The following is a 24,369-nucleotide window of genomic DNA, read 5'->3' as shown; positions in this document are numbered from 1 at the left end:
ATGCAGGACGTTTTTGAGGAAGATTCAAGATGATTAAAGTTGGCATAGTTGGCGGCACAGGCTACACCGGCGTGGAGCTGCTGCGCCTGTTGGCGGCGCATCCGCAGGTGGCGTTGCAGGTGATCACTTCCCGTGCCGATGCCGGCACCAAGGTCAGCCAGATGTTCCCCAGCTTGCGCGGCTATGTAGATCTGCCGTTCACCCATCCCGACGAGGCGAAGCTGGAACAGTGCGACTTGGTGTTCTTCGCCACGCCGAACGGCATTGCCATGCAGCAGGTGCGCGCGCTGCTGGATGCGGGCGTGAAGGTGATCGACCTCGCCGCGGATTTCCGTATCAAGGATATTTCGGAGTGGGAGAAGTGGTACGGTATGACCCATGCCTGCCCGGATCTGGTCGCCGAGGCAGTGTACGGCTTGCCCGAGGTGAATCGCGCCCAGGTCAAACAGGCGCGGTTGGTGGCCAATCCCGGTTGTTACCCGACCGCGGTGCAGCTGGGGTTCATCCCCTTGCTGGAAGCTGGCGTGATCGAGCCGGGCAGCCTGATCGCCGATGCCAAGTCGGGCGTTTCCGGCGCAGGGCGTAAGGCGGAGATCCCGACGCTATTCTCCGAAGCCTCCGACAATTTCAAGGCCTATGGCGTGGCGGGTCATCGCCACTTGCCGGAGATCCGGCAGGGCTTGGGCTGCGTGACCGGCCACCCCGTCGGGCTGACCTTTGTGCCGCACCTGACACCGATGATCCGCGGCATCCATGCCACGCTGTACGGCAGGCTGACGCGCGATGTGGATCTGCAGGCGCTGTTCGAACAGCGTTACGCCAACGAGCCGTTCGTGGATGTGATGCCGGCCGGCAGCCATCCCGAAACGCGCTCGGTGCGCGGCGCGAACCGCTGCCGCATCGCGGTGCACCGGCCGCAGGGCGGCGACACCGTGGTGGTGCTGTCGGTGATCGATAACCTGGTCAAGGGCGCAGCGGGCCAGGCGGTGCAGAACATGAACATCATGTTCTGCCTGCCGGAATCGACTGCGCTGGACAACGTGCCGCTGCTCCCATGAGGATGTGGCGGCGCGTCAAGCGCAGGTTCGGCATTTCCGCGCCGCGCTTGGCGGTGCGGCCTCATATCCCGTGGTATCTCCGCTGGAGCATGACGGTGCCGTTCCTGGTCGCGTCGCTGGGCTTGGCGTGGTGGGCCTATGGCAGCGGCCTGGAGTTGGCCGGGTTTCACCGCAGCGAGGCGCAGCAGGAATTGGCGCAGCTGCGCGAGCAGGTTACCAGCCTGAGCACGGAGAATACGCAACTGCACGACCAAGTCGCGCAGTATGAGCGGCAGATCCAGATCGAACAGGCCAGCAATCAGGAGGTTTCCCGGCAGCTGAAGGTCCAGGCGGACGAGAATGTCGGCCTGCAGGAAGACTTGGCCTTTTTTCAGAACCTGACCGCGACGCATGGCAAGGAAGGCGAGCTTGGGGTGCACCGCCTGAGGCTGGAGCATGACCAGATGCCCGGTGAGTACCACTTGCGCATGCTGCTGGTGCGGGGCGGGCAGCGCGCCAAGGAGTTCGTCGGCAGCTACCAGTTGGTGGCTACCGTGCTGGAGAACGGGCAGCGCACGACGCGCATGTTCCCCCAGGAAGCGTCCGGGAATGCCCAATTCCAGCTTGGTTTCAAGTATTATCAGCGCATCGAACAAAGCATACAGTTGCCCCCGGATGCGCAGCTGGAAAGCGTGCAGGTGCGCATATTCGAACAGGGCGCGCGCGAGCCGAAGGTGCGGCAGAGCGTGAACCTTTCATAGCAAGGAGCAGAACATGTTCAGCAAGAAGCACAGCAAGCCCCAGAATCGTATCGATTCACTGATCGGTGCGGGAACGTCCATCGCGGGGAACCTGAATTTCAGCGGCGGGATGCGCATCGATGGCGAGGTCAACGGCAACGTCATTGCTGCGCCCGGCAAGCCAAGTACGCTAGTGCTGAGCGAGCACGCGCGGGTGAACGGCGAAGTGAGCGTCACCCACCTGGTCGTCAACGGTACGATCAGCGGGCCGGTGACTGCGAGCGAATATTTGGAACTACAAGGCAAAGCCAAGGTCTCTGGCGATGTGCATTACAAAACGTTGGAGATCCAGCTGGGTGCAATCGTCGAAGGGCGCCTGATTCACAGCAACGCGGCCGTGCAGGACAAGGTGGTGGCCTTCAAACTGAGCAGCGGCGAATAACCATTTTTTAGGAGAGAGCATGAACGCAGTGACTGAAACGCAAGACCCGCTGATCTTTACCGATAGCGCGGCGAACAAGGTAAAGCAACTGATCGAAGAGGAAGGTAATCCAGACCTGAAGCTGCGCGTGTTCGTCAGCGGAGGCGGCTGTTCCGGTTTTCAGTATGGTTTTACCTTTGACGAAGTGACGAACGAGGATGACACCGTGATGACCAAGAACGGCGTCCAATTGCTGATCGATCCGATGAGCTTCCAGTACCTGGTCGGTGCAGAGATCGACTACACGGAGGGATTGGAAGGTTCGCAGTTCGTCATCAAGAACCCCAACGCCACCACCACCTGCGGTTGCGGTTCATCGTTCTCGGTATAACCGGTTCTGAGGGGTGTTGAGAAACGGGGCGCAGATGCGCCCCGTTTGTTTTATGCGGGATAGATCGCGCCCAGCACGCAGGGATGGCGCGCGCCTGTGACGGCCGGCAGGTTGGCCGGCTTGTTTTCCAGGGTCTGCTGCGCCAACCAGGCGAAGGCGATGGCTTCCAGATAGTCGCCACTCACCCCCAGATCGTCAGTCGTACCTACGGTGCAATCGGGTAGCAGGGCGGTGAGGCGGGTGCGCAGGGCCTGGTTGTGTGCGCCGCCGCCGCACAGATAGATTTCCCTCGCCCCACGGCAATGCAGTTCGATGGCCTGCGCGATCGTCCGGCAGGTCAGCTCCAGCAACGTGGCCTGCACGTCTGCCGCCGTTTCGCTGCCTTCCAGTCTGTCTTGCAGCCACGACATGTTGAACAGGTCGCGACCGCTGCTCTTGGGCGGCGCCAAGGCGAAGAACGGTTCGGCCAGCATATGCTCCAGCAACAGGGGGCGTACTTTGCCGGATGCGGCCCACTCGCCGTTTTCGTCGTAAGCCTTGCCGGTATGTTGCATGCACCAAGCGTCCATCAGCAGATTGCCGGGGCCGCAGTCGAAACCCGAGGCGGCGCCTTTCGGCGGCAAGTTGGTCAGGTTGGAGATGCCGCCTATGTTGACGACGACGCGGTGGATGTCTGCATGGCGCAGGATACGGTCGTGGAAGGCTGGTACCAGCGGCGCGCCTTGTCCTCCAGCGGCGATGTCGCGGCTGCGGAAGTCGCTGACCACGGCGATGCCGGCCAACTCCGCGAGCAATGCGGCATTGCCGATCTGCAGGGTGTAGCCATGCTCGGGGCGGTGGCGGATGGTCTGGCCGTGGCAGCCGATGGCTCGGACCTGAGTTGGCGCGGTGCCGGCAAGATCGAGCAATCGTTCGATGGCTGCCGCATACAGCGCTGCCAAGCGGTTGCCGGCCAGGAGCGTGCGGTGCAGTTCGTTGTGGCCGGGCTGGTGCAGCGCCAGCAGCTCGCCTTTCAGTGCATCGTCAAACGGGAGATAGTATCTGGACAGAAGCCTGGGCTGGGAATCGCTCAAGTCAGCGAGGACGGCATCGATGCCGTCCAGGCTGGTTCCCGACATGAGCCCGGCATAAAGCTCGGCAGGTTGTCCCACGAACGGCTTAATCGAGCTTGGCGAGGTTGGTGTTGCGCAACTGGTTCAGGCGGGCAACGAAGTTGTCTGCCAACGAGCGGAAGGCGGGCATGTTGGTCGCATCCACCGGCATGGCGTTGGGCAGCGCGACGCGCAGCGGATCGCGCTGCTGGCCATCGAGTTTGAACTCATAGTGCAGGTGAGGGCCGCTGGTCATGCCGGTCATCCCGACAAAGGCGATTACGTCGCCCTGCCCGATCCGCTGGCCGCGATACAGTCCCTTCGCGTAACGCGAGAGGTGGCCGTAGACAGTGGTGTAACGACCGCCTTGATGGTTGACCATGACAACGTTGCCGTAGCCGTTCTGATTGCCGACGTACGATACTACGCCGTCCGAAGTGGCCTTCACCGGCGTGCCGATGGGCGCTGCAAAGTCCACACCCTTATGGGCACGCCACTTGTTCAGTACGGGGTGGAAGCGCGAGTTGGAGAACCCCGAACTGATGCGCGAGAAGGCGATGGGCGAGCGTAGGAAGGCTTTGCGTACGCTCTTCCCCTCCGGTGTGTAGTAGTCGCCATGTTCCGCATCGCGCTGGAAGTATACGGCGCGGTAGGCTTGGCCCTGATTGACGAATTCGGCAGCCTGGATGCGCCCGGTGCTTACCAGTGCGCCGTTGCTGTAGGCCATTTCATAGACCACGGTGAATTTGTCGCCACGCTTCAGATCGTGATGGAAATCGATGTCGCCGCTGAAGATCTCGGTCAACTGGTTTGCTGCACCCTCGGGCACGCCGGCGGCATCGGTCGCGGCGTACAGGCTGGTCTTGATCTCGCCGGTGCGCACGAACAGGCGCTTTTCCAGTTGAGCGGGAAGGATGCGGGCCTTGAAGTCTTCGCCCAGCTTTTCGATCACGATCTGGGCGCCGTTTTCTCCAAGATAGCGCAAGGCGACCAGGCTGCCTGCAGCGCTGGTTTCGGCCTGCACTTCCTTGCCAACCGCCAGCTTGCGGAAGGATTCCGCGGTGGCGTCGGTGCGCAGGAAATTGCTGGCCGCGGCGTCGTCCACGTTCAGGCGGCGCAGCAGTTCGGCGACAGTGTCGCCGCGCTGCACATGCTCGCTGCGCCAGAAGCTGGCGACGGTGGCCGGGGCAGGGGCGACCTTGGGCAAGGCGAGCTCTTCGACGGCAAGCTTGGTCGAGTCCAGGCCGAGCTTGCTTTCCGGCACCAGGCCGAAAGCAGTCACGACGCCCAGCAAGGGCATGGTGGAGAGGGTGACGAACCAACGCAATTTCAATTTGCGTTCTTGGCTGAGCAGGTTTTGGGTTAACATTCGCGCCTCCTTGAATTGCTACGCGGCATTTACAACGCTTTGTTTTTTCAATTGGTGCGCACTTTAACAGAAAGTGCTTACCCCTCAAAATCAAACTGATGGATGGGGAGTGTAAAAAACGGGCGGCAAATTATGGCCGACGAGCGGTTGAAAATCTGGAATGAGCGGTAATGCTTTGAAACTGGTATGAAATGATGGCTGAAATGACACCACAGGATGTGCTCGCGCAGATCAAGCGCGGAGCCGATGAGATTCTGATAGAAGGCGAATTGAAACAAAAGCTTGCGCTTGGGCGCCCGTTGCGCGTCAAGGCGGGTTTCGATCCCACCGCCCCGGATTTGCACCTCGGTCACACGGTGCTGCTCAACAAGATGCGCCAGTTACAGGATTTGGGTCATCATGCGCTGTTCCTGATCGGCGATTTCACTGGCATGATCGGCGACCCCACTGGCAAAAACGCCACCCGTCCGCCGTTGTCGCGTGAGCAAGTGCTCGCCAATGCGCAGAGTTACCGCGACCAGGTGTTCAAGGTGCTCGATCCGGAGAAGACCGAGATCGTGTTCAACTCAGCCTGGATGGACAAGTTCAGCGCGGTGGACCTGATCAAGCTGGCGGCTACCCACACCGTGGCCCAGATGCTGGAGCGCGACGATTTCGGCAAACGCTACAGGAGCAGCCAACCCATTGCCATCCACGAATTCGTCTACCCGCTGGTGCAAGGCTACGACTCCGTTGCTCTCAAGGCCGACATCGAGCTTGGCGGCACCGACCAGAAATTCAACCTGCTGATGGGGCGTGAATTGCAGCGCCACTACGGTCAGCCGGCGCAGTGCATACTCACCATGCCATTGCTGGAAGGTCTGGATGGGGTGAACAAGATGTCCAAGTCGCTGGGCAACTATGTCGGTATCACCGACACGCCGCAGGATATGTTCGGCAAGCTGATGTCGGTTTCCGATGAATTGATGTGGCGCTATCTCGAATTGCTGTCTTTCCGCAGCCTGGCCGAAATCGCGGGTTGGCGCGAAGAGGTGAAGCAGGGGCGCAATCCCCGCGACATCAAGGTGTTGCTGGCGCAGGAGATCGTTGCGCGCTTCCATTCGCACAAGGCTGCCGTGGATGCGCTGGCGGAATTCGAGGCGCGTTTCCGGCAGGGCGTATTGCCCGATGACATGCCGGAGGTTAATGTTTCCGCAGTCGATGGCAGCATCGCCATCGCCAACCTGCTCAAGCAGGCCGGGCTGGTCGACAGCACATCGGAGGCGTTGCGCATGATCCAGCAGGGCGCGGTCAAGCTGGATAGTGAAAAAGTCAGCGATAAGGCGCTGCAGCTCAATGCGGGGGCGGTCGTGGTGGCGCAAGTCGGCAAGCGCAAATTCGCCAGAATCACGGTTCAGTGAGTTGTGGCTGCGGCTACCAAAAATGACGTTACAATTAGCCACTTAACTGGCTGGTTTTAGGGGCATGACAAAAACAGCGTCATCCAGTATCGAGCGGGAAATGGCCGTGCTGTTCGCCGATATCAGCGGCAGCACGCGCCTGTATGAACTTCTTGGCGATACGAAAGCGTTTGCCGCCATCAACGGCTGTCTCGACATATTGAGGCGCGTGACGGCCGCGCATGGCGGACATGTCGTGAAGACTATAGGCGACGAGATCATGGCGGTGTTGCCTAGTGCGGATGCGGCGGTGCAGGCAGCTTGCGAGATGCAGACCGAGGTGACCGCGCAACCGCCGGTGGAAAACACTCCCATCATGGTCCGTATCGGCCTGCATTTCGGGTCGGTGCTCGAAACGGATGCTGATGTGTTCGGCGATACCGTCAACATCGCGGCACGCATGGTGAATATCGCCAAGGGCGGCCAGATCATCACTTCGGATTCTTCCGTCTCGACGCTTCATCCCATCATTCAGTCCAGCGCGCGCATGCTCGATGCGTTGACCGTAAAAGGCAAGGCTGAGGACATCCATGTGTTCGAGATCGTCTGGCATGAGAGCGAGGAAATGACCATGATGGTGGGGCGCACCCATGGGCTGCCCATCCATGAGTCTGCCGTGCGCCTGGTTCACCAGGGCCGGGAATTCTTGATCAACGCCGAACGGCCTTCGGTCGTCATCGGCAGGGACGAACAGGCGGACATCGTGATCGAGGATCGCAGGGCTTCGCGCATTCACGCCAAGATCGAACGCCGGCGCGACAAGTTCGTTTTCATCGACCAAAGCTCGAACGGCAGCTATGTCACCATCAGCGGCGAAAAAGAGATCCAGTTGCGGCGTGAGGAGTTTGTGCTGCACGGGAACGGCAGCATCAGTCTGGGGCATGCCTATGCCAAGGATCCCAGCGAAGTCGTAGAGTTCTTCTGCGTTTATTGAAGATCGGGCTTGGCGGCGTAGCCCATGCTACGAGAACATGCGCAGGACATACCAGATTGCAGCCCCTGCGACGGCAATCGCTGCAACCACCGCGATTGCCCTGATCCTGGCGCGTGCGCGGCGCGCCTGCTCTGCCTCTTCCGCCTCGCGACGAGCCTCGGCTCGAGCCCTGGCTTCGGCGTACTCGTTCTCACGGCGTAACCGCTCATCCTCCGCCAGTTTGCGTTTTGCCTCTGCATCGGCCCGCAGCTTGGCTTCGGCGAGTTCTTTCTCGCGGCGCGCCTCTTCTTCTTCGGCTTCCTTCCTGCGCTTGATCCTGGCTTCCAGTTTCTGTTTGGCCTCGGCTTCCAGTTTGCGTTGAATTTCGCGCTCGGCCTCGCGTTCGGCCATCACGTCAGCCAGCCGTTTTTCCTTTTCAGCCATGACACCAGCCAGTTCCCGGGCGCGGCGGGCTTGCTCCTCGGTATCCTTTTTGCGTTGGGCTTCCACCCTGGCTTTGGTCTCGGCGGCCTCGTTCTTGATCTCGCCTATTTTCCGGGCGAGACGCGCTTTTTCTTCGTCTTCCTTCTGGCGCTGGGCATCTGCTTTTGCCTTGGCTTCTTCGGCTTCCTTGTCGCGGCGAGCCTGTTCTTCGATCGCCAGCCGGCGGCGCTCAGCCTCCTCGCGCGTTTGGGCGTCGGCCTTCTCCAGCGCCGCGATGCGCAATCTGGCCAGTTCGGTAAATTGGCCGGCGGGATATTCTTCAAGGTAACGCTGGAAGTCCGCCTTGTTCCGGCTGTCGGTGATGCTCCGCCAGGATTCGATATCGCCCTGGCGCGGCGTTGCCTTGAAAGCGGCGCCGCCAGGCAGCACGATGGTCGAATCCGTCGCATCAAACATCTCATCTGCGGCAATCAGGGGCTTGTTCGGGACACCCGAAGGTATGGTGCTCGCCGCTAGCTTGAGCGCCTCCATGAACTCGGCGGCCGTCTGGAAACGCTCGCCCGGTCGTTTGGCCATGGCTTTCCTGACCACCTCATCGAGGGCTTTGGATACGGCGGGGTTGAGTTGCGAGGGCGGCACCGCTTCCTGGTTCACCGCCTTGTGCATGATGGTGATCACACTGCCGGTGAACGGGCGCGTGCCCGTGAGGAATTGGTAAAGGACGACTCCGGCGGAATAGATGTCGGTGCGGCGATCCACCGATTTCCCCATGAACTGCTCGGGCGACATGTAGGAAGGGGTGCCGAGCACGATCCCGACCTGGGTCAGGTGCGTCGACTCGATTTTGGCGATGCCGAAGTCCGCCACTTTTACCTGGCCGTCCTCGGTGATCAGGATGTTGGCCGGCTTGATGTCGCGATGCACCACGCCGCGGCTGTGCGAATAATCCAGTGCATCGAGCAACTGCAGCACGATGCGGATGCCGTTCCTGATCTCGAAGCGCTCTTCGTGGTCGAAGTATTCCTTCAGCTCCTTGCCGCGGATGAGCTCCATGACGATGTACGCCATTTCTTCATCTTCTCCGTACTCATAGACGGAGACGATCTTCGGGTGTGTGAGCCGCCCCGCAGCCTGCGCTTCGCGGCGGAATCTGCTGAAGGCTTCTTCCGCCTCCGTCTTGTCGAACGATGACTTCAGGACGGTCTTGATGGCGACGGTGCGCTGGATGAGCGGATCGAACGCTTCGTAGACGACGCCCATCGCCCCGCGCCCGAGTTCCCGCCAAATTTCGTATTTGCCGAGTCTGGTTAATTCTGCCATTGAGATTGATCGTTGATCATAAGAAGGTGGACGCCGTTCCGGATTCTACACGCGGCAGTAACCCGCCTCATCCGGCGACGGGTTGAAACCCCATCCCAGCAGCACCGACCATGCCTCCGTTCCGCATTGCGTCCGGTCGGTCGGGCGTATCCATTCCTGCCCGCCCCGGGATCTCAGATCATCGTGCTGGCAGTGATATTTCCTGCAGAATGCCTTGATGGAATTTTCGGTTGCGCCCATCAGCTCGGCGAATTTCCCTTCCCATAAGAGCTGGCTGCTGTCCTGGTGGCGGAGGGCTTTCGAACGCGGCGCGGTGCCGATGCCCTGAGTCATCTTGCTCGCGCTCAGTGCCCCGACCTCCACCCAGCCTTTGCTCAGATAGAAGGGGGGCAAGCCGTGGCGGGTGTCGTAGAAATAAGCCGGATTGTGATGGTTGTTGAACTCCACGACGTGATGCTCGCCGAATTGCATGATGAGCGCATGGGTGTCGCTCTTGCCCTCAGTCAGCCTGACGATAAGGCTTTGAGCGTGGTGCCTGAACATATGCAGTTCCAGGTTGCCGCGGATGAAGGCATCGCTGCCCAGCGCGAAGTACATGCCCTGCATGTCCCCGCAATACAACTCCCAGAAATTCCGGCGGCGCGGATTTCTCGCATTGTCGTCCGACAGTATCGATAAGAACCTATCGAGCAAGTGCCGCCTTAGGGAATGTGCGACCATCCCTCGCGCTTCCTGGTCGCATTGCCATTGGTGGGCATTGGCCGCGAGCCAGGGATTGCCCCATTGCTTGACCGAAAAATCCCGGAGCGCAGCGCCAATCTCCATCTGCTCGCTGCGCACGTGGCGGTTCAGCAGCAGGGTCAGCGCCGCACCGGCATGCAGCGGATGGGCGATCAGCAACAGCAGGAGGCTGTCGATGTTTGCGCCAAACGAGGCGTCATCCAGGGCAATGGCCTCCCTGATCTGGGAGAAAACGATCTTGCGGATGATCCAGCTGTCGCCACTGATCTCAAGGCGCTCGCGCAGGTCGTCGAATATCTCGAGATTTTCCTCCAGATCTGCCAGTTGGTAGGGCTTGCAGGGATCCTTGTCGAGCAGGTTGTGATGGACGGACAACGCGGCGACCCATGCTGGGTTGTAGCCGGGCGTGTCGAGGCAATCCTTGCGCTTGTCCAGGAATTGCCGCAGGGTCTCCCAATTGTGCCGACCCTCGGCAAGGTTGTCCGTGCTGGCGGGGTCGTAGGAGAAATAGCAGTTCAACAAGCCCCGGTAGCATTTGCGGAATGCACGGGTGCGGTAATGGTGCTGGTCGACGTACTCCAGCAGGATGGCGAAGAGTTCGCTGTGCTCGATCAGGCGCTGGGGCGGCGTGCCGAACGGTTGCGTGCAGCCGTAGCAGATCAGTCGCGCCTGGCGCAATCCCGAAACGTACCGGTTCTGTTCGAAAGCACGCAGTGCATCGGCGATGCGGTCTCCGGTCGATTCCTCCAGTTCCGATGTGCCGCCCAGCCAGGCTATCAGTCTGGAGCGTTCATGCGCGATCTGCAGCGAATCGCCGAGACGTATTCTGGCGAGCGCGACCTGGCTGACGTTGTGCAGTGTTCGCTGCAGTTGGTCGAGGGCGCTCATATCCGGCAGGTTCCGAAATCGCCGCGCGGGATTTCGAGATTTGCCGGGCGGACTTCATCGAGGCCGAAGAATTCCAGGCGCAGTTCGATGCGGCGGCTTTCTTCCAGGGATGCCTTGGCCGAGTTGAACGAATATCCCCCGACCAGGAACAGCTCGCGGACCTGCTCCAGTTCGGCGGGACTCAGCACATGCTCCTGCGTGGGCGGCGGAGCGAGCAGCACGCAAAGCACGCGCTGGCTGCGCTGCAGGCTCAGGTTGAGGTTCAGCAGGTAGTCGCCGCGCTGGTCGGCGAACCCCTCTGCGACGATGCGCTTGACCCATTTCTTGCCCAGTTCTTCGCGGGCGATAGAGAGCACTTCCGAGACGAAGGTGCTGAGGTACTGTGCCTGTTCGTTCGACAGTCGCGAGCTGCCGGTTTCGAAGCGTGCGCGGTCGCCGAAATCGATCACGCTACGGTTCTTGTCGATGGAGATGCCGGGATATTGTTGGGTTGCCTTCTCGATCTTCGCCAGGATCTGGTCGATTTCATGCGTGCGTTCGACTTCCCTGCGCTCCGTTTCGGAGACGTTGTTGGTGATCGCGAGCAGCGCCACGCTCATGACCAGCAGGAACATGACCATCAGCGCGGGACATGAGGTCGGCATACGAGATCCAGAATGGCTTCGCCTTCCTCCTTGTTGCGGTTGCCGAGTACGATCAGCTTGCCGAGCATGATGGGCGGCTACCTAGGCGTGGCCGGCTGCGGTGCCGAGGGTGTCTTCCAGTTCCTGGATACCCTCGCGCAGCAGTTTCACGGAATCGGACAGCGCCTGGTGGAAGTCGCGGTTGGCCTCGCCGACCGCCTTGGTCATGCCGTCGCTGAAAGACTGGTGCGCCTCGCCCAGCACTTCGGAGACTCTGGACAGGTAGCTGTCCGCCTCTTTTTGCGCCTCCACCAGTTTTGCCGCGGCCCCTTCGATGCGCGTGATCACGTCGCTCGACATGGAGGCCTCGCGGCGCGCCTGCTCGACGATGGCCTGCATCGACCCTACCATGCCGGCGATCGAATCGCGCACCGACTGATGGTCCGCCAGCATGCCGCTCAATCCCTTGGAGGCCGCGGATACCGAGCCGGCGGCCTGAGAGAGTTGGTTCGCCACCTGCGAAGATTTGTCCAGCGTGGCGGTGACGCCCTGGCCTGCTGCGGCGAAGTCTTTGGCCGCAAGGTACAGGGTGTCTGCGCCGTTATTCATCTTGGACAGCGCTTCGCCTGTTGTGCGCCGCATCGCCTCGACGGCGGCACGCATTTCGGTGGCGGCACGATTCACGCTATCCACGACCGCTTCGACATGACCGCCGAACTGTCCGACGACATTCTGGCTCTTGATGGCCAATTCATCGTGGTACTTCATGCTGGCATCCGTTGCGGAACGGACTTGTGCGCTCAGGCTGTCGATGACCTGGCCCATGCGCTCCGACAGGTCGTCCAGCGTGCCCTGCAGTTTCGCCTGCGTCTCGCCTTGCGAGTTGGACACGACCAGCCGCAGTTGGTCGATGAACTCGGTCATCTTGTCGTTCATGATGCGCTGGCGCGATTCTGCCGCCGCCATCGCTTCGGCCAACTGGTCGGCCATCGACGAGGTGCTTCGCAGTCCGGAGGCTTCCACGTTCGAGGCCATCTGCTCAAGGGTGACGACCGCTGCCTGAAGCGCCTGTATGGTTTCCTGCTGCAGGCCGTTGATGCCGGCGATCTGGTTGCCGAACAGATCCTTCATTTGCTGGCTGAAGCCTTGCAGCACGTTGGTCAGTAGGGACTGGACGGCCGCTTCCTGGTCGTTGCGTACCCCCTTGAACGATTCGGCGATCTTGTTGAGCGGCTCCTTCAGGCCGGCTTCGATGCTGCCGACGATGCGGTCCCCGAGAGTGGACGAGGCGGCATTGGCCGCAGCGATCTGCTGTGCCGAGAGTTCGGCGAGCATCTGCTTCAATTCGCCCTTGAGCAGGGTGGCGGTCTGGTTCGAGGACGACTCCGATGCCTTCACCAGCCGGGCCAGGTATTCCTCGCCTGCGCCGCCTTCGAAGAGCGCATCGAGGAGTTGCACGATCTTCTCGACCTCGGCATTCAGGCGGGCGACGAGCAGCTTTTCGATGAAGGTGACGATCATCGCGAGCGTGATGGCCGCTGCCGACACCAGGAATGCTTCCCAGACGCCGTGCAGCAGTTTGTTCAGGCTGTTGCGCACGACGATGGCGTTCTCCGACACCTCGAATGCCTGCAGGCCGATGAGGAGGCCATAGAACGTCCCGATGATACCCACGCCGGTGAACAGCCCCGGCAGGTGCTTGAAGAAATCGGCGCGCAGCGGAATGTCGACGACGATCTCGGGACGGAAGATCGCCCCAGCCGGCATGGTCGAGCGCATGCGTGTGACGGGCTGGCCTGTGAGGGCATCGGTCTCGGTTTGCTTGTGCAGGGTATCCGTGTATTCCTGCCAGAGATGCTCAAGAACGCCGGTTTTATCGAAGATGCGGCCCATGTCGGCGCCCGGCTTTCCCTTCAGGGCCTCCAGCTTCCTGGCGGTGGCGGATAACCGTCTCGACAGGAGCAGGGACGGCAGGAAAAAGAAGAACAGGAACGCGAAGAGCAGAACGCCGAGTATCGCAGCGAAGACATATATATGGTGGGGGAGGTTGGCAAGTGTCGGCATTGGCTTTACTTCTGTTTATATGGTCAGTGGAGCCGTAGGAGGGATGCAGGGCACCGTCCGCGTCGCGCCGCGAAAGTAGCACCCGGCCGGGGTGAAGTCAATTTGGGCGCCGCCCCGGGGCGGGCAGGGTAGGGTATTCAGGTAGAAAACAAATTGTGGTTGTGGGGGGCGGACTGTTTTGCTAGAATCGCGCCCTCAATTTTTTGGTAGAAGGTAGTTTGTTCATGACAACCGTACGTGTTAAAGAGAATGAGCCGTTCGAAGTAGCGATGCGCCGCTTCAAGCGTTCCGTGGAAAAGACCGGTCTGCTGACCGATCTGCGTGCTCGCGAATTTTACGAAAAGCCCACCGCCGAGCGTAAGCGCAAGCTGGCTGCTGCCGTGAAGCGTCACTACAAGCGTCTGCGTAGCCAAACTCTTCCTCCCAAGCTGTACTAAGTCGCGCCCTGTATGGGTGTGGCTGGCTCTGATATGAGTCTCAAGCAGCAAATCAGCGATGATATGAAAGCCGCGATGCGCGCCAAGGATGCGGCGCGCCTCGGGGCTATCCGTCTTTTGCTTGCCGCAATGAAGCAGCGCGAGGTAGATGAGCGCATCGAGCTGTCGGATGCTGATGTGGTCTCCATCATCGAAAAGATGCTGAAGCAGCGGCGCGATTCCATCAGTCAGTATGAGGCGGCGGGCCGCCAGGAACTGGCGGATGTCGAAAAGTTCGAGATGGGCGTGCTGCAAACCTATATGCCGCAACAGCTCGGCGAGGCCGAGATCAATGCGGCCATCGTTGAGGCTGTCGCCGCGACTGGCGCTGCCGGTCCGCAGGATATGGGCAAGGTGATGGGTGTGCTTAAACCCAAGCTGGCCGGTCGTGCCGACATGGGCAAGGTTTCCGCGCTGATCAAGGCGCAACTCGCCAAATAAATCCAACCCGGTTGAACGTTCTTCCGGCTCGTGGTCGGGAGAAATGAAAGGGTGCTGACTTGATTCCAAAAAGTTTCATTCAGGACTTGCTCAATCGTCTCGATATCGTGGATGTGGTCGAGCGCTATGTGCCGCTCAAGAAGGCCGGGGCGAACTATGTCGCCTGCTGTCCCTTCCATAACGAAAAATCCCCTTCCTTTACAGTCAGTCAGACCAAGCAGTTCTACCATTGCTTCGGCTGCGGCGCCCACGGCACCGCCATCGGCTTCGTCATGGAACAGGCGGGGCTGGGTTTTGTCGATGCGGTGGAGGAACTGGCGCGTGGTGCCGGGCTGGAAGTGCCGCATGAGCGCTCTGCGGCGGGCGAGCAGCACCAGAAGGTCGCGCCCGACCTGTACGGGGTGATGCAGACCGCGACCCGCTACTACCGCGAACAGCTCAAGCAGTCGCCGCGCGCCATCGATTACCTCAAGCGTCGCGGACTTTCCGGCGAGATCGCGGCGAAGTTCGGCATCGGCTATGCGCCGGAAGGTTGGCAGAACTTGGTTGCTGCGTTTCCGGATTACCAGAGCGACAGCTTGAGCGAGACCGGACTGGTGATCGTCGGCGACGAGGGCAAGCGCTACGACCGCTTCCGCGACCGCATCATGTTCCCGATCATTAATGTGCGGGGGCAGGTCATCGGTTTCGGCGGGCGTGTGCTGGACAAGGGGGAACCCAAGTACCTCAACTCGCCCGAGACGCCGTTGTTCGAGAAGGGCCGCGAGCTATATGGCCTGTTCCAGGCGCAGAAGGCGATCCGCGCCGCGCAGCAGGTGCTGGTGGTCGAGGGTTACATGGACGTGGTGGCGCTGGCGCAACACGGCGTGGAGTATGCCGTGGCGACCCTGGGTACTGCGACGACGCCGTACAACGTGCAGAAGCTGCTGCGCATGGTCGATCACATCGTGTTCAGCTTCGACGGCGACAAAGCCGGGCAGAAGGCGGCATGGCGCGCGCTGGAGAATGCGCTACCCCATTTGCAGGACGGCAAGCGCATCAGCTTCCTGTTCCTCCCGGTGGAGCATGATCCGGACAGCTTCATTCGCGAATTCGGCAGGGAGGCGTTCGAGCGGCGCGTGCAGGAAGCCATGCCCCTGTCGACTTATCTGTTGCGCGAGATCAGTGCTGAACTGGACTTGCGCACGCCGGAGGGGCGCAACCAGTTGCTGCAGCGCGCCAAGCCGTTGCTGTCCGCCATTACTGCTCCTGCCGCGGCGCTGTTGCTGCGCAAGGAAGTGGCTGCATTGGCTGGCGTGAGCCAGGCGGAACTGGAAGCGCTGTATGACATCAAACCCGTCGCTCGTGTGGCGGTACGGGCGGCCCCCCAGAAGGCGCGGCGCGTGCCGCCATCCGCGCTCCGATTGTTGCTGCAATGCCTGATCGCACAGCCGTCGCTGGGCGCGCAGATGAGCGGCGACTGGCAAGACGAAGGCAGCGAGGCCGAGGCGATCTCGGGGTTGCTGGCCGTGTTGCGCGAGGCGGATTTTGCCCTGAGCGGTCCGGCGCTGACGCAGATGTTCCAGGGGACGGTGCACGAGAAGGTGCTGGCGGCGGTCGAGGCGGACATGCTGAGCTGGGGCGAGTCGTTCGATGTCGAGGCCGAGTTCGCCGGCCTGATGGGCAAACTTACCGAGGAGCAGCGCCGCCGGCAGTTCCATGCCTTGCAGGCGAAAGCGCAGGGCGGGCTGGCAAGCCTGAGTGATTCGGAGCGCGAGCAGTATTTGAGGTTATTACAGCGGTAGGCCGGGCAATGGGGCTAACCCATTAATCGGGTAGAGAAAGAGTCGGTGGAATCGGGTATAATCCGCCGTTTTCCACGCCAACATGCAACGGGGAATCGGAGAATATGGCAACACCTAAGGACAAGAGGAAGCAGGACAAGAAATCGGCTGACGTGATCGAACAGCCGGTCGTTGACCAGCAGCAGGACATCGAGGCACGCCGTACGCGCCTGAAGGCCCTGATCGTGCTGGGCAAGGAGCGCGGCTACCTGACTTACGCCGAGATCAACGACCACCTGCCGGATATGCTCGAGGTCGAGCAGATCGAGGGTGTGGTGAGCATGATCAACGACATGGGTATCTCGGTATGCGATGTCGCGCCTGATGCCGAAACGCTGATCATGACCGAGACTGCTCCGCCCGTGGCCGACGAGGATGCTGCCGAGGAAGCTGAAGCCGCCCTGTCCACCGTGGACTCCGAGTTCGGCCGCACCACCGACCCGGTGCGCATGTACATGCGCGAAATGGGCACGGTCGAGCTGCTTACCCGCGAAAAAGAAATCGAGATCGCCAAGCGCATCGAAGAAGGCCTGAAGCACATGATCCAGGCGATTTCCGCCTGTCCGGCGACCATCGCCGAGATCCTGGCACTGGCCGCAAAGGTTGAAAACGACCAGTTGCGTATCGACGAACTGATCGACGGTTTCGTGGATAGCGAAGACGAGGCCGTGATTGGCGAGGAGGGCGACGAAGAGGCCGAGGAAGAAGGCGCCGAGGAAGTCTCCGACGAAGAAGAGGACGAAGACGCCACTGCGGCTGCCGCGGCGGCCAACTTGGCTCAGCTGAAGGCCGACGCGCTGGCGCGCTTTGCCATCATCGCCGACCTGTTCGTCAAGATGGGCAAGGCCTACGAGAAGCATGGCTACCGCAGCAAGCAGTACGATAAGTTGCAGACCGGCATCTCCGACGAACTGATGAACTTCCGCTTCTCGGCGAAGCAGGTGGACGCACTGTGCGACACGATGCGCGGCCTGGTGGAAGAGGTGCGCCGCAGCGAGCGCAGCATTCAGGATCTGTGCGTGACCAAGGGCAAGATGCCGCGCCCGCATTTCATCAAGGTCTTCCCGGGCAATGAAGACAACCTGGAATGGGTGGTTCAGGAACTGAAGGCGAAAAAACCCTATTGCGAAACGCTGGAGCGATACCAGCACGCCATCGTCGAGCAGCAGCAGAAGCTGCTCGACCTGCAACAGCGCGTGGGCATCCCCATCAAGGATCTGAAGGAGATCAACAAGCAGATGACCAACGGCGAAGCCAAGGCACGCCGCGCCAAGCGCGACATGATCGAGGCCAACCTGCGTCTGGTGATCTCCATCGCCAAGAAATACACCAACCGCGGCCTGCAGTTCCTCGACCTGATCCAGGAAGGCAACATCGGCCTGATGAAGGCCGTGGACAAGTTCGAATATCGCCGCGGTTACAAGTTCTCGACCTATGCGACATGGTGGATCCGCCAGGCGATCACCCGCTCCATCGCGGACCAGGCGCGCACTATCCGCATCCCGGTGCACATGATCGAGACCATCAACAAGATGAACCGCATCTCGCGCCAGATCTTGCAGGAAACCGGTGTCGAGCCGGATGCCGCGACGCTGGCGATCAAGATGGAGATGCCCGAGGACAAGATCCACAAGATCCTCAAGATCGCCAAGGAACCAATCTCGATGGAAACACCGGTGGGCGACGACGACGACTCTCACCTGGGAGACTTCATCGAAGACCAAAACACCACCGTGCCGATCGACGCGGCGGTGTACGAGAGCCTGCGCGGCGCGACCAAGGACATTCTCGACAGCCTGACGCAACGCGAAGCCAAGGTGCTGCGCATGCGTTTCGGTATCGAGATGAACACCGACCACACGCTGGAAGAAGTCGGCAAGCAGTTCGACGTCACCCGCGAACGCATCCGCCAGATCGAAGCCAAGGCCCTGCGCAAACTGCGCCATCCTTCGCGCTCCGAGAAGCTGAAGAGCTTCCTCGACAGCGAAGGCAGCTGATTGCTTTCGGGCCTATAGCTCAGTTGGTTAGAGCAGAGGACTCATAATCCTTTGGTCGTAGGTTCAAGTCCTACTGGGCCCACCAAACGAGGGATTAGCCAGGTGCTGATCCCTTTTTCTTTTATGGGGTTGTTTTCGCCGTGAATACCGTGTTGCCCGCAAGTGCGCAGCGCCGCAAGGCGCGTCTCGAATCCCTCGCCGCTATCGAGTTTCCCGCCGACCTGCCGGTGGTGGGCAAGCGCGAGGATCTGGCGCGCGCGATCCGCGACAATCAGGTGGTCATCGTGTGCGGCGAGACCGGGTCGGGCAAGACTACCCAATTACCCAAGATATGCCTGACCCTGGGGCGCGGCGTGCTTGGCTGCATCGGCCATACCCAGCCGCGCCGTGTGGCGGCACGTTCGGTGGCGTCGCGCATCGCGCACGAACTCAAGACCGAGCTCGGCGGTGCGGTTGGCTACAAGGTGCGCTTCAACGACAAGGTTTCCGCGGACACCAGCGTCAAGCTAATGACCGACGGTATCCTGCTGGCGGAGATCCATAGCGACCCGCTGCTGCGCGGCTACGACACCATCATCGTGGACGAGGCACACGAGCGTTCGCTCAATATCGATTTCCTGCTGGGTTACCTCAAGCGGCTACTGCCGCGGCGTCCCGACCTCAAGCTCATCATCACCTCGGCGACGCTGGATGCTGATCGCTTCGCGAAGCATTTCGGTGCGCAGGTGATCGAGGTGTCGGGGCGCAGCTACCCGGTCGAGACCCGCTACCGGCCGTTGCAGCTCAGCGATGAAGGAGAGGCTCAGGATGTGCCGCAGGCGGTGAGTTCCGCGCTGGATGAGCTGGCCGCGGGCGGGCTGCGCGGCGACGTACTGGTGTTCCTGCCGGGCGAGCGAGAGATACGCGACACGGCGGAAACGCTGCGCAAGCATCATCCGAAAGGCATCGAGGTGCTGCCGCTGTTCGCACGCCTGTCGGCGGCGGAACAGGACAAGGTGTTCAAGCCCACTTCCGGCATGCGCCGCGTGGTGCTGGCTACCAACGTCGCGGAGACTTCGTTGACCGTGCCCAACATTGGCTACGTGATCGACAGCGGACTCGCGCGCGTGAACCGCTACAGCATTCGCCAGAAGGTCGAGCAGCTGCACATCGAGAAGGTCTCGCGCGCAGCAGCGAACCAGCGCGCGGGACGCTGCGGACGGGTGATGAGCGGCGTGTGCATCCGCCTGTACGACGAGGCGGACTTCCTGCAGCGTAGCGAGTTCACCGACCCGGAGATATTCCGGGTCTCGCTGGCCACCGTGATCCTGCGCATGAGCGCGCTCAACCTGGGCGACATCGCCGAGTTCCCCTTCATCGAACCGCCCAGCCCGCGCATGATCGCGGACGGCTACCAGTTGCTCGCCGAATTGGGCGCAATCGACGAGTCCCGGGAGTTGACCCGGATCGGCCACGAGCTGGCCAAGCTGCCGCTCGACCCTAAGGTCGCTCGCCTGCTGCTGGCGGGACGGCAATACCATTGCCTCGACGAGATCCTTGTCATCGCCAGCGCGCTGTCGGTGCAGGACCCGCGCGAACGCCCGCTGGACCGGCAGGAGGCGGCGGATGCCGCGCACAAACGTTTTGCCGACGAACGCTCCGATTTTCTCGCCTACCTGAAAGTGTGGGCGTGGTTCCAGGAGGCGGTAGCGCACAAGAAATCCAACCGCCTGCTGGCGGAAGAGTGCCGCAAGAATTTCCTGTCCCCGTTGCGCCTGCGCGAATGGCACGAGCTGCACCAGCAGCTGCACGCGCAGGTCGCCGAGATGGGGATGAAGGAAGGCGAAAAACTTATGCCCGGGTACCCGAACGAACAGTCCGCGCGCTACGAGGAGATACACAAGGCGCTGCTCTGCGGTCTGCTCGGCAACATCGGCATGAAGGGCGTGGAAGGTAACGAGTACCTCGGCGCGCGCGGCATCAAGTTCGTCATCGCGCCGAATTCGGTGCTGGCGAAGAAGGGCGCGAAGTGGGTGATGGCGGCGGAGCTGACCGAGACGCATCGTCTGTATGGGCGTTGCCTCGCGCGTATCGAACCGGAGTGGCTGGAAGAGGTCGGGGCGCACCTGATCAAGCGGCACTACTACGACCCGCACTGGGAGAAGAAGGCCGGACAGGTGGTCGCCTATGAGCGCAGCACCTTGCATGGCCTGTTGCTGAATCCGAAGAAGCGCGTGCATTACGGGCCGATGAATCCCGCCGAGTCGCGCGAGGTGTTCATCCGCCAGGCGCTGGTGGAGGGCGAGTTCGACACGCGCGCGCCATTCTTCGCCCACAACCAGAAGCTGATCGCGGACATCGAGGCGCTGGAACACAAGGCGCGCCGCCCCGACGTGCTGGTGGACGACGAGCTGATCTTTGCCTTTTACGACAGCCGCCTCCCTGCGGACATCCATAAGGGTGCGACGTTTGAGCATTGGCGCAAAGAGGCGGAGCGCGACAACGCGAAGCTGTTGTACCTGAAGAAGGACGACCTGATGCGCCATGAGGCGGCAGGTATCACGACCGACCAGTTCCCGCCGCAACTGAAGATAGACAACGTCAGTTTCGCACTGGGCTACAACTTCTCGCCTGGCAAGAGCGACGACGGCATCACATTCAGCGTGCCGCTCGCACTCATCAACCAGGTGAGCGCTACGCGCTGCGAGTGGCTGGTGCCCGGCCTGCTGGCGGAGAAAGTACAGCAGCTGATCAAGACGCTGCCACAGCGGCTGCGCCGGCATATGGTGCCTGTGCCCGAATTTGCAGCGGCCTTCTGTCGCGAGGTGCAGCCGTCCAACACTGCGCTGTTGTCCGCTCTGGCGCGCTACATCCGCGAGCAGAAACAGGTCGACGTTCCGCTGGACGCGTTCCGCCTCGAGCAACTGCCGCCGCACCTGTTGATGAACTTCCGCGTGATCGACGAGCACGGCCGTCAGCTCGGCATGTCGCGCAATTTCGCGCAACTGCACGGCGAGCTGGCTTCGCGCGTCGCCCCTGTCGCAGTCGCGGCAGCGGCGGAAGAGAAGGGCGAGGGTGATGCCGCCGCGGAGCAACGATACACATCGTGGAGTTTCGGTGCATTCGCCGAGACGCGCGAAGTGAGGCGCGCCGGCCAGAACGTCACACTGTTTAACGCGCTGGTGGACGATGGGGACGCGGTGGTGCTGCGCGCCTTCGATACGCGCGAGGCGGCGCAGGTGGCGCATCGCGGCGGGCTGCGCCGCCTGTTCATGCTGCTGTTGAAAGAGCAGGTGAAATATCTGGAGAAGAACCTGCCGGATGCGCAGAAACTGTTCATGCTGTTCATGCCGTTCGGCACCCAGCAGGAGTTGCAGCAGCAGATACTCGCGCTCACATTCGATCGCTGCTGCCTGAACGATCCCTTGCCGTCGAACGAGGCGGAGTTCACCGCGCGCGGCAAGGAGGCGAAGAACCGCCTGCTGCTGATCGCGCAGGAGATCGCGCGGCTGGTCGGCAACATCCTCAACGAATACCAGGCGGTGCAGAAGAGCCTGCCGCAGATCAAGGCACATGCCCAGGCTGCACAGGACGTGCGCGCGCAGCTGGAAGGCTTATGCCACAAGCGCTTCGTCGCTGCGACGGCCTATGAGCGCCTGCAGCATGTGCCGCGCTACCTTAAAGCCATCAGTCTGCGCATCGAGAAGCTGCGCAGCAACCCGGTGCGCGATGCGCAGTGCATGAGCCAGATGCAGCCCCTGTTGCAGGCGTTGCAGAAACAGCGCCAGGCGCAGCAGGGAAAGCCCGACCCGCGCATGGACGAGTTCGCATGGTTGCTGCAGGAGCTGCGCGTGTCGTTGTTCGCGCAGGAACTGAAGACCCCGGTGATCGTGTCGGTGAAGCGGCTGGAAAAGATGCTGGCGGCTATGCGTTGAGTCAACAAGCTATAATCCGATAACTGTTCGATATTCGAGGAATAAATGGACAAGAAATTGCGCGAAGCCGCGCTGCAATACCACCGCCAGTCCCCGGCGGGCAAGATCACTGTGGAGCCGAGCAAGCCGATGCTGACGCAGCGCGACCTCGCGCTGGCGTACTCGCCCGGCGTTGCGGCGGCGTGCGAGGAGATCGTGCGCGACCCGAACGAGGCGCGCAACCTGACCGCGCGCGGCAATCTGGTGGCGGTGATCTCCAACGGCACGGCGGTGCTGGGCCTGGGCAACATCGGCCCGCTGGCGGGCAAACCGGTGATGGAAGGCAAGGGCGTGCTGTTCAAGAAGTTCGCGGGCATCGACGTGTTCGACATCGAGATAGCCGAGAACGACCCGGACAAGCTTGTGGACATCGTCGCGGCGCTGGAACCGACCTTCGGCGGCATCAATCTGGAAGACATCAAGGCGCCGGAGTGTTTCTACATCGAGCGCAAGCTGCGTGAGCGCATGAGCATCCCGGTGTTCCACGACGACCAGCACGGTACGGCGATCATCGTCGGTGCGGCAATGTTGAACGGCCTCAAGGTCGTGGGCAAGGACATCGCGAAGGTCAAGCTTGTGGTGAGCGGTGCTGGCGCGGCGGCGCTGGCTTGCCTGGACATGCTGGTCGGTCTCGGCGTGAGAATGGAAAACATCACCGTCACCGATATCAAGGGCGTGGTCTACAAGGGCCGCCCCGAAGAGATGGACGACAACAAGGCGCGCTATGCGGTGGAAACTTCCGCGCGCACGCTGGGTGAAGTCATCGCGGGTGCTGACGTGTTCCTCGGCCTCTCCGCCGGCGGCGTGCTAAAGCCGGAGATGGTCAAACTGATGGCCGACCGGCCATTGATCTTCGCGCTGGCGAATCCCAATCCGGAAATTTTGCCGGAGCACGCCAAGGCGGTGCGTCCCGATGCGATTCTCGCGACCGGACGGTCGGATTATCCGAATCAGGTGAACAACGCGCTGTGCTTCCCCTATATGTTCCGCGGCGCGCTCGACGTGGGGGCGACCACCATCAACGAGGAGATGAAGCGCGCGGCGGTGCGTGCCATCGCAGAGCTTGCCTGCGCCGAGCAATCGCATGCGGTGGCCGAAGTGTATGGTGACGAGGAATTGCGCTTCGGCGAGAACTACCTGATCCCCAAGCCGTTCGACCAGCGCCTGATCGAGCGCGTCGCCCCCGCCGTGGCGCAGGCCGCGATGGACAGCGGCGTGGCGACGCGCCCCATCGCCGACATGGGGGCGTATCGCGAGCAGATATCTCACTTCGTGTACCAGTCCGGCCTGTTGATGAAGCCGGTGTTCGAGATGGCGAAGCGCCACCCGCAACGACTGGTGTATGCCGAAGGCGAAGATGAGCGTGTGCTGCATGCGGTGCGCGTTGTGGTGGATGAAGGATTGGCGAAACCCATCCTGGTCGGCAACGCCGCGGCCATCGCTCAGCGCATCGAGAAGCTTGGCCTGCGCCTCAGCGTTGGCGAAGATTTCGAGCTGGTGGATAGTTCGAGCGATGCGCGCCACCCGACCCTGATCGCGGCGACGCTGGTGCGCGAAGGCCGTGCCGATGCGATGCTGTGCGGCACCTCCGCGAAGCTGCAGGAACATCTGTGCCACGTGCAGGACGTGGTCGGCTTGCGCCAAGGGGCATCGGTGTTCGCGGCGATGAACATCCTGATGTTGAGGGAGCACACGCTGTTCATCTGCGACACGCATGTGAACCTCGATCCGACTGAGGAGCAGATCGCCGAAATGACGCTACTGGCGGCGGAAGAAGTTCGCCGCTTCGGCATCACGCCGAGGGTGGCGCTGCTGTCTCATTCCAACTTCGGCAGCCATGACGATGCCTCGGCGCGCAAGATGTGCCGCGCGCGCGAGTTGCTGGAGCAGAGGGCGCCGGAACTGGAAGTGGAAGGCGAGATCCACGGCGATGCCGCCGTCTCCGTCGCGATCCGCGCGCAGTTGTTCCCCGATTCGCGCCTGAAGGGCGACGCCAACCTCCTGGTCATGCCCAGTCTGGATGCGGCGAACATCGCCTTCAACCTGCTCAAGGTACTGGCGGGCGATGGGATCACCATCGGGCCTGTGTTGCTGGGGGCGGCGAAATCGGTGCATATCCTGACCACTACCTCTACCGTGCGCCGCATCGTCAACATGAGCGCGCTGGCGGTGGCCGGCGTCAAAACACATTAGGAGAG

The 24,369-nt window shown here is 61.5% G+C and carries 18 protein-coding genes and 1 tRNA gene; 13 read left to right on the top strand and 6 right to left on the bottom strand.

Going from position 1 to position 24,369, the window contains the following annotated elements:
* The first annotated feature begins 29 nt into the window (after positions 1–29).
* Genes argC through erpA form a run of 4 tightly spaced genes read left to right on the top strand, consistent with a single transcriptional unit; the run spans position 30 to position 2,589 of the window.
* Positions 30–1,058 (top strand): N-acetyl-gamma-glutamyl-phosphate reductase, encoded by a 1,029-nt coding sequence (gene argC / locus FGKAn22_RS10320; RefSeq protein ID WP_212785558.1) that lies wholly within the window; start codon positions 30–32, stop codon positions 1,056–1,058.
* Positions 1,055–1,798 carry a DUF6776 family protein gene (locus tag FGKAn22_RS10315; RefSeq protein WP_212785557.1) on the top strand — a complete coding sequence of 248 codons (744 nt, stop codon included), beginning with the start codon at positions 1,055–1,057 and terminating at the stop codon, positions 1,796–1,798. Before argC ends, FGKAn22_RS10315 begins: the two co-directional genes overlap by 4 nt.
* A gap of 13 nt (positions 1,799–1,811) precedes the next feature.
* Positions 1,812–2,219 (top strand): bactofilin family protein, encoded by a 408-nt coding sequence (locus FGKAn22_RS10310; protein ID WP_212785556.1) that lies wholly within the window; start codon positions 1,812–1,814, stop codon positions 2,217–2,219.
* Between the two features lie 19 nt (positions 2,220–2,238).
* Positions 2,239–2,589: an iron-sulfur cluster insertion protein ErpA gene (gene erpA / locus FGKAn22_RS10305; RefSeq protein WP_212785555.1), complete on the top strand. Its 351-nt coding sequence runs from the start codon at positions 2,239–2,241 to the stop codon at positions 2,587–2,589.
* A gap of 50 nt (positions 2,590–2,639) precedes the next feature.
* On the opposite strand, the gene FGKAn22_RS10300 is transcribed toward erpA, so the two are convergent.
* Together FGKAn22_RS10300 and FGKAn22_RS10295 are read right to left on the bottom strand one after the other, a co-directional pair.
* On the bottom strand, positions 2,640–3,740 hold the full coding sequence (locus FGKAn22_RS10300; protein ID WP_212785554.1) for an anhydro-N-acetylmuramic acid kinase: 1,101 nt from the start codon (positions 3,738–3,740) through the stop codon (positions 2,640–2,642).
* Positions 3,741–3,747: 7 nt separating this feature from the next.
* Positions 3,748–5,049, bottom strand: a complete 1,302-nt coding sequence (locus FGKAn22_RS10295) for a M23 family metallopeptidase (protein ID WP_212785553.1) — start codon at positions 5,047–5,049, stop codon at positions 3,748–3,750.
* A gap of 203 nt (positions 5,050–5,252) precedes the next feature.
* Here FGKAn22_RS10295 and tyrS point away from each other — a divergent pair, with 203 nt between their 5' ends.
* Both tyrS and FGKAn22_RS10285 read left to right on the top strand, forming a co-directional pair.
* The gene (tyrS, locus tag FGKAn22_RS10290) at positions 5,253–6,449 is read left to right on the top strand and encodes a tyrosine--tRNA ligase (RefSeq protein ID WP_212785552.1); all 1,197 of its coding nucleotides are present in this window, start codon (positions 5,253–5,255) and stop codon (positions 6,447–6,449) included.
* A 64-nt stretch (positions 6,450–6,513) separates the two neighbouring features.
* Positions 6,514–7,422: an adenylate/guanylate cyclase domain-containing protein gene (locus tag FGKAn22_RS10285; protein ID WP_212785551.1), complete on the top strand. Its 909-nt coding sequence runs from the start codon at positions 6,514–6,516 to the stop codon at positions 7,420–7,422.
* Positions 7,423–7,449: 27 nt separating this feature from the next.
* On the opposite strand, the gene FGKAn22_RS10280 is transcribed toward FGKAn22_RS10285, so the two are convergent.
* The 4 genes from FGKAn22_RS10280 to FGKAn22_RS10265 form a co-directional block, all read right to left on the bottom strand.
* Complete coding sequence (locus tag FGKAn22_RS10280) at positions 7,450–9,165, bottom strand: protein kinase domain-containing protein (protein ID WP_212785550.1); 1,716 nt, start codon at positions 9,163–9,165, stop codon at positions 7,450–7,452.
* A 45-nt stretch (positions 9,166–9,210) separates the two neighbouring features.
* Positions 9,211–10,794 (bottom strand): EH signature domain-containing protein, encoded by a 1,584-nt coding sequence (locus FGKAn22_RS10275; RefSeq protein WP_212785549.1) that lies wholly within the window; start codon positions 10,792–10,794, stop codon positions 9,211–9,213.
* Complete coding sequence (locus FGKAn22_RS10270) at positions 10,791–11,438, bottom strand: flagellar motor protein MotB (RefSeq protein WP_212785548.1); 648 nt, start codon at positions 11,436–11,438, stop codon at positions 10,791–10,793. The genes FGKAn22_RS10275 and FGKAn22_RS10270 overlap by 4 nt, the downstream gene beginning before the upstream one ends.
* 81 nt (positions 11,439–11,519) lie before the next feature.
* A complete protein-coding gene (locus FGKAn22_RS10265; RefSeq protein WP_212785547.1) occupies positions 11,520–13,481 on the bottom strand; it encodes a MotA/TolQ/ExbB proton channel family protein in 1,962 nt (653 codons plus the stop codon).
* 224 nt (positions 13,482–13,705) lie between these two features.
* Between FGKAn22_RS10265 and rpsU the strand changes: the two genes are divergently transcribed.
* The 7 genes from rpsU (at position 13,706) to FGKAn22_RS10230 (ending at position 24,364) form a co-directional block, all read left to right on the top strand.
* Positions 13,706–13,918: a 30S ribosomal protein S21 gene (gene rpsU, locus FGKAn22_RS10260; RefSeq protein WP_013292349.1), complete on the top strand. Its 213-nt coding sequence runs from the start codon at positions 13,706–13,708 to the stop codon at positions 13,916–13,918.
* Positions 13,919–13,951: 33 nt separating this feature from the next.
* Positions 13,952–14,398, top strand: coding sequence for a GatB/YqeY domain-containing protein (locus FGKAn22_RS10255; RefSeq protein WP_212785546.1), 447 nt, complete (start codon positions 13,952–13,954; stop codon positions 14,396–14,398).
* Positions 14,399–14,457: 59 nt separating this feature from the next.
* Positions 14,458–16,182, top strand: coding sequence for a DNA primase (gene dnaG / locus FGKAn22_RS10250; protein WP_212785545.1), 1,725 nt, complete (start codon positions 14,458–14,460; stop codon positions 16,180–16,182).
* Positions 16,183–16,286: 104 nt separating this feature from the next.
* Positions 16,287–18,218, top strand: coding sequence for an RNA polymerase sigma factor RpoD (gene rpoD, locus FGKAn22_RS10245; RefSeq protein WP_212785544.1), 1,932 nt, complete (start codon positions 16,287–16,289; stop codon positions 18,216–18,218).
* An 8-nt stretch (positions 18,219–18,226) separates the two neighbouring features.
* Positions 18,227–18,303 (top strand) — tRNA-Ile (locus FGKAn22_RS10240).
* 55 nt (positions 18,304–18,358) lie between these two features.
* On the top strand, positions 18,359–22,132 hold the full coding sequence (gene hrpA / locus FGKAn22_RS10235) for an ATP-dependent RNA helicase HrpA (protein ID WP_212785543.1): 3,774 nt from the start codon (positions 18,359–18,361) through the stop codon (positions 22,130–22,132).
* Positions 22,133–22,177: 45 nt separating this feature from the next.
* Positions 22,178–24,364 (top strand): NADP-dependent malic enzyme, encoded by a 2,187-nt coding sequence (locus FGKAn22_RS10230; RefSeq protein WP_212785542.1) that lies wholly within the window; start codon positions 22,178–22,180, stop codon positions 24,362–24,364.
* The last annotated feature ends 5 nt before the right edge of the window (positions 24,365–24,369 follow it).

The sequence above is a fragment of the Ferrigenium kumadai genome, from assembly GCF_018324385.1.
Lineage (GTDB): Bacteria > Pseudomonadota > Gammaproteobacteria > Burkholderiales > Gallionellaceae > Gallionella > Gallionella kumadai.
Note: the sequence above shows the minus strand (reverse complement) of the source record. Positions and strands in the feature narration are given on the sequence as shown.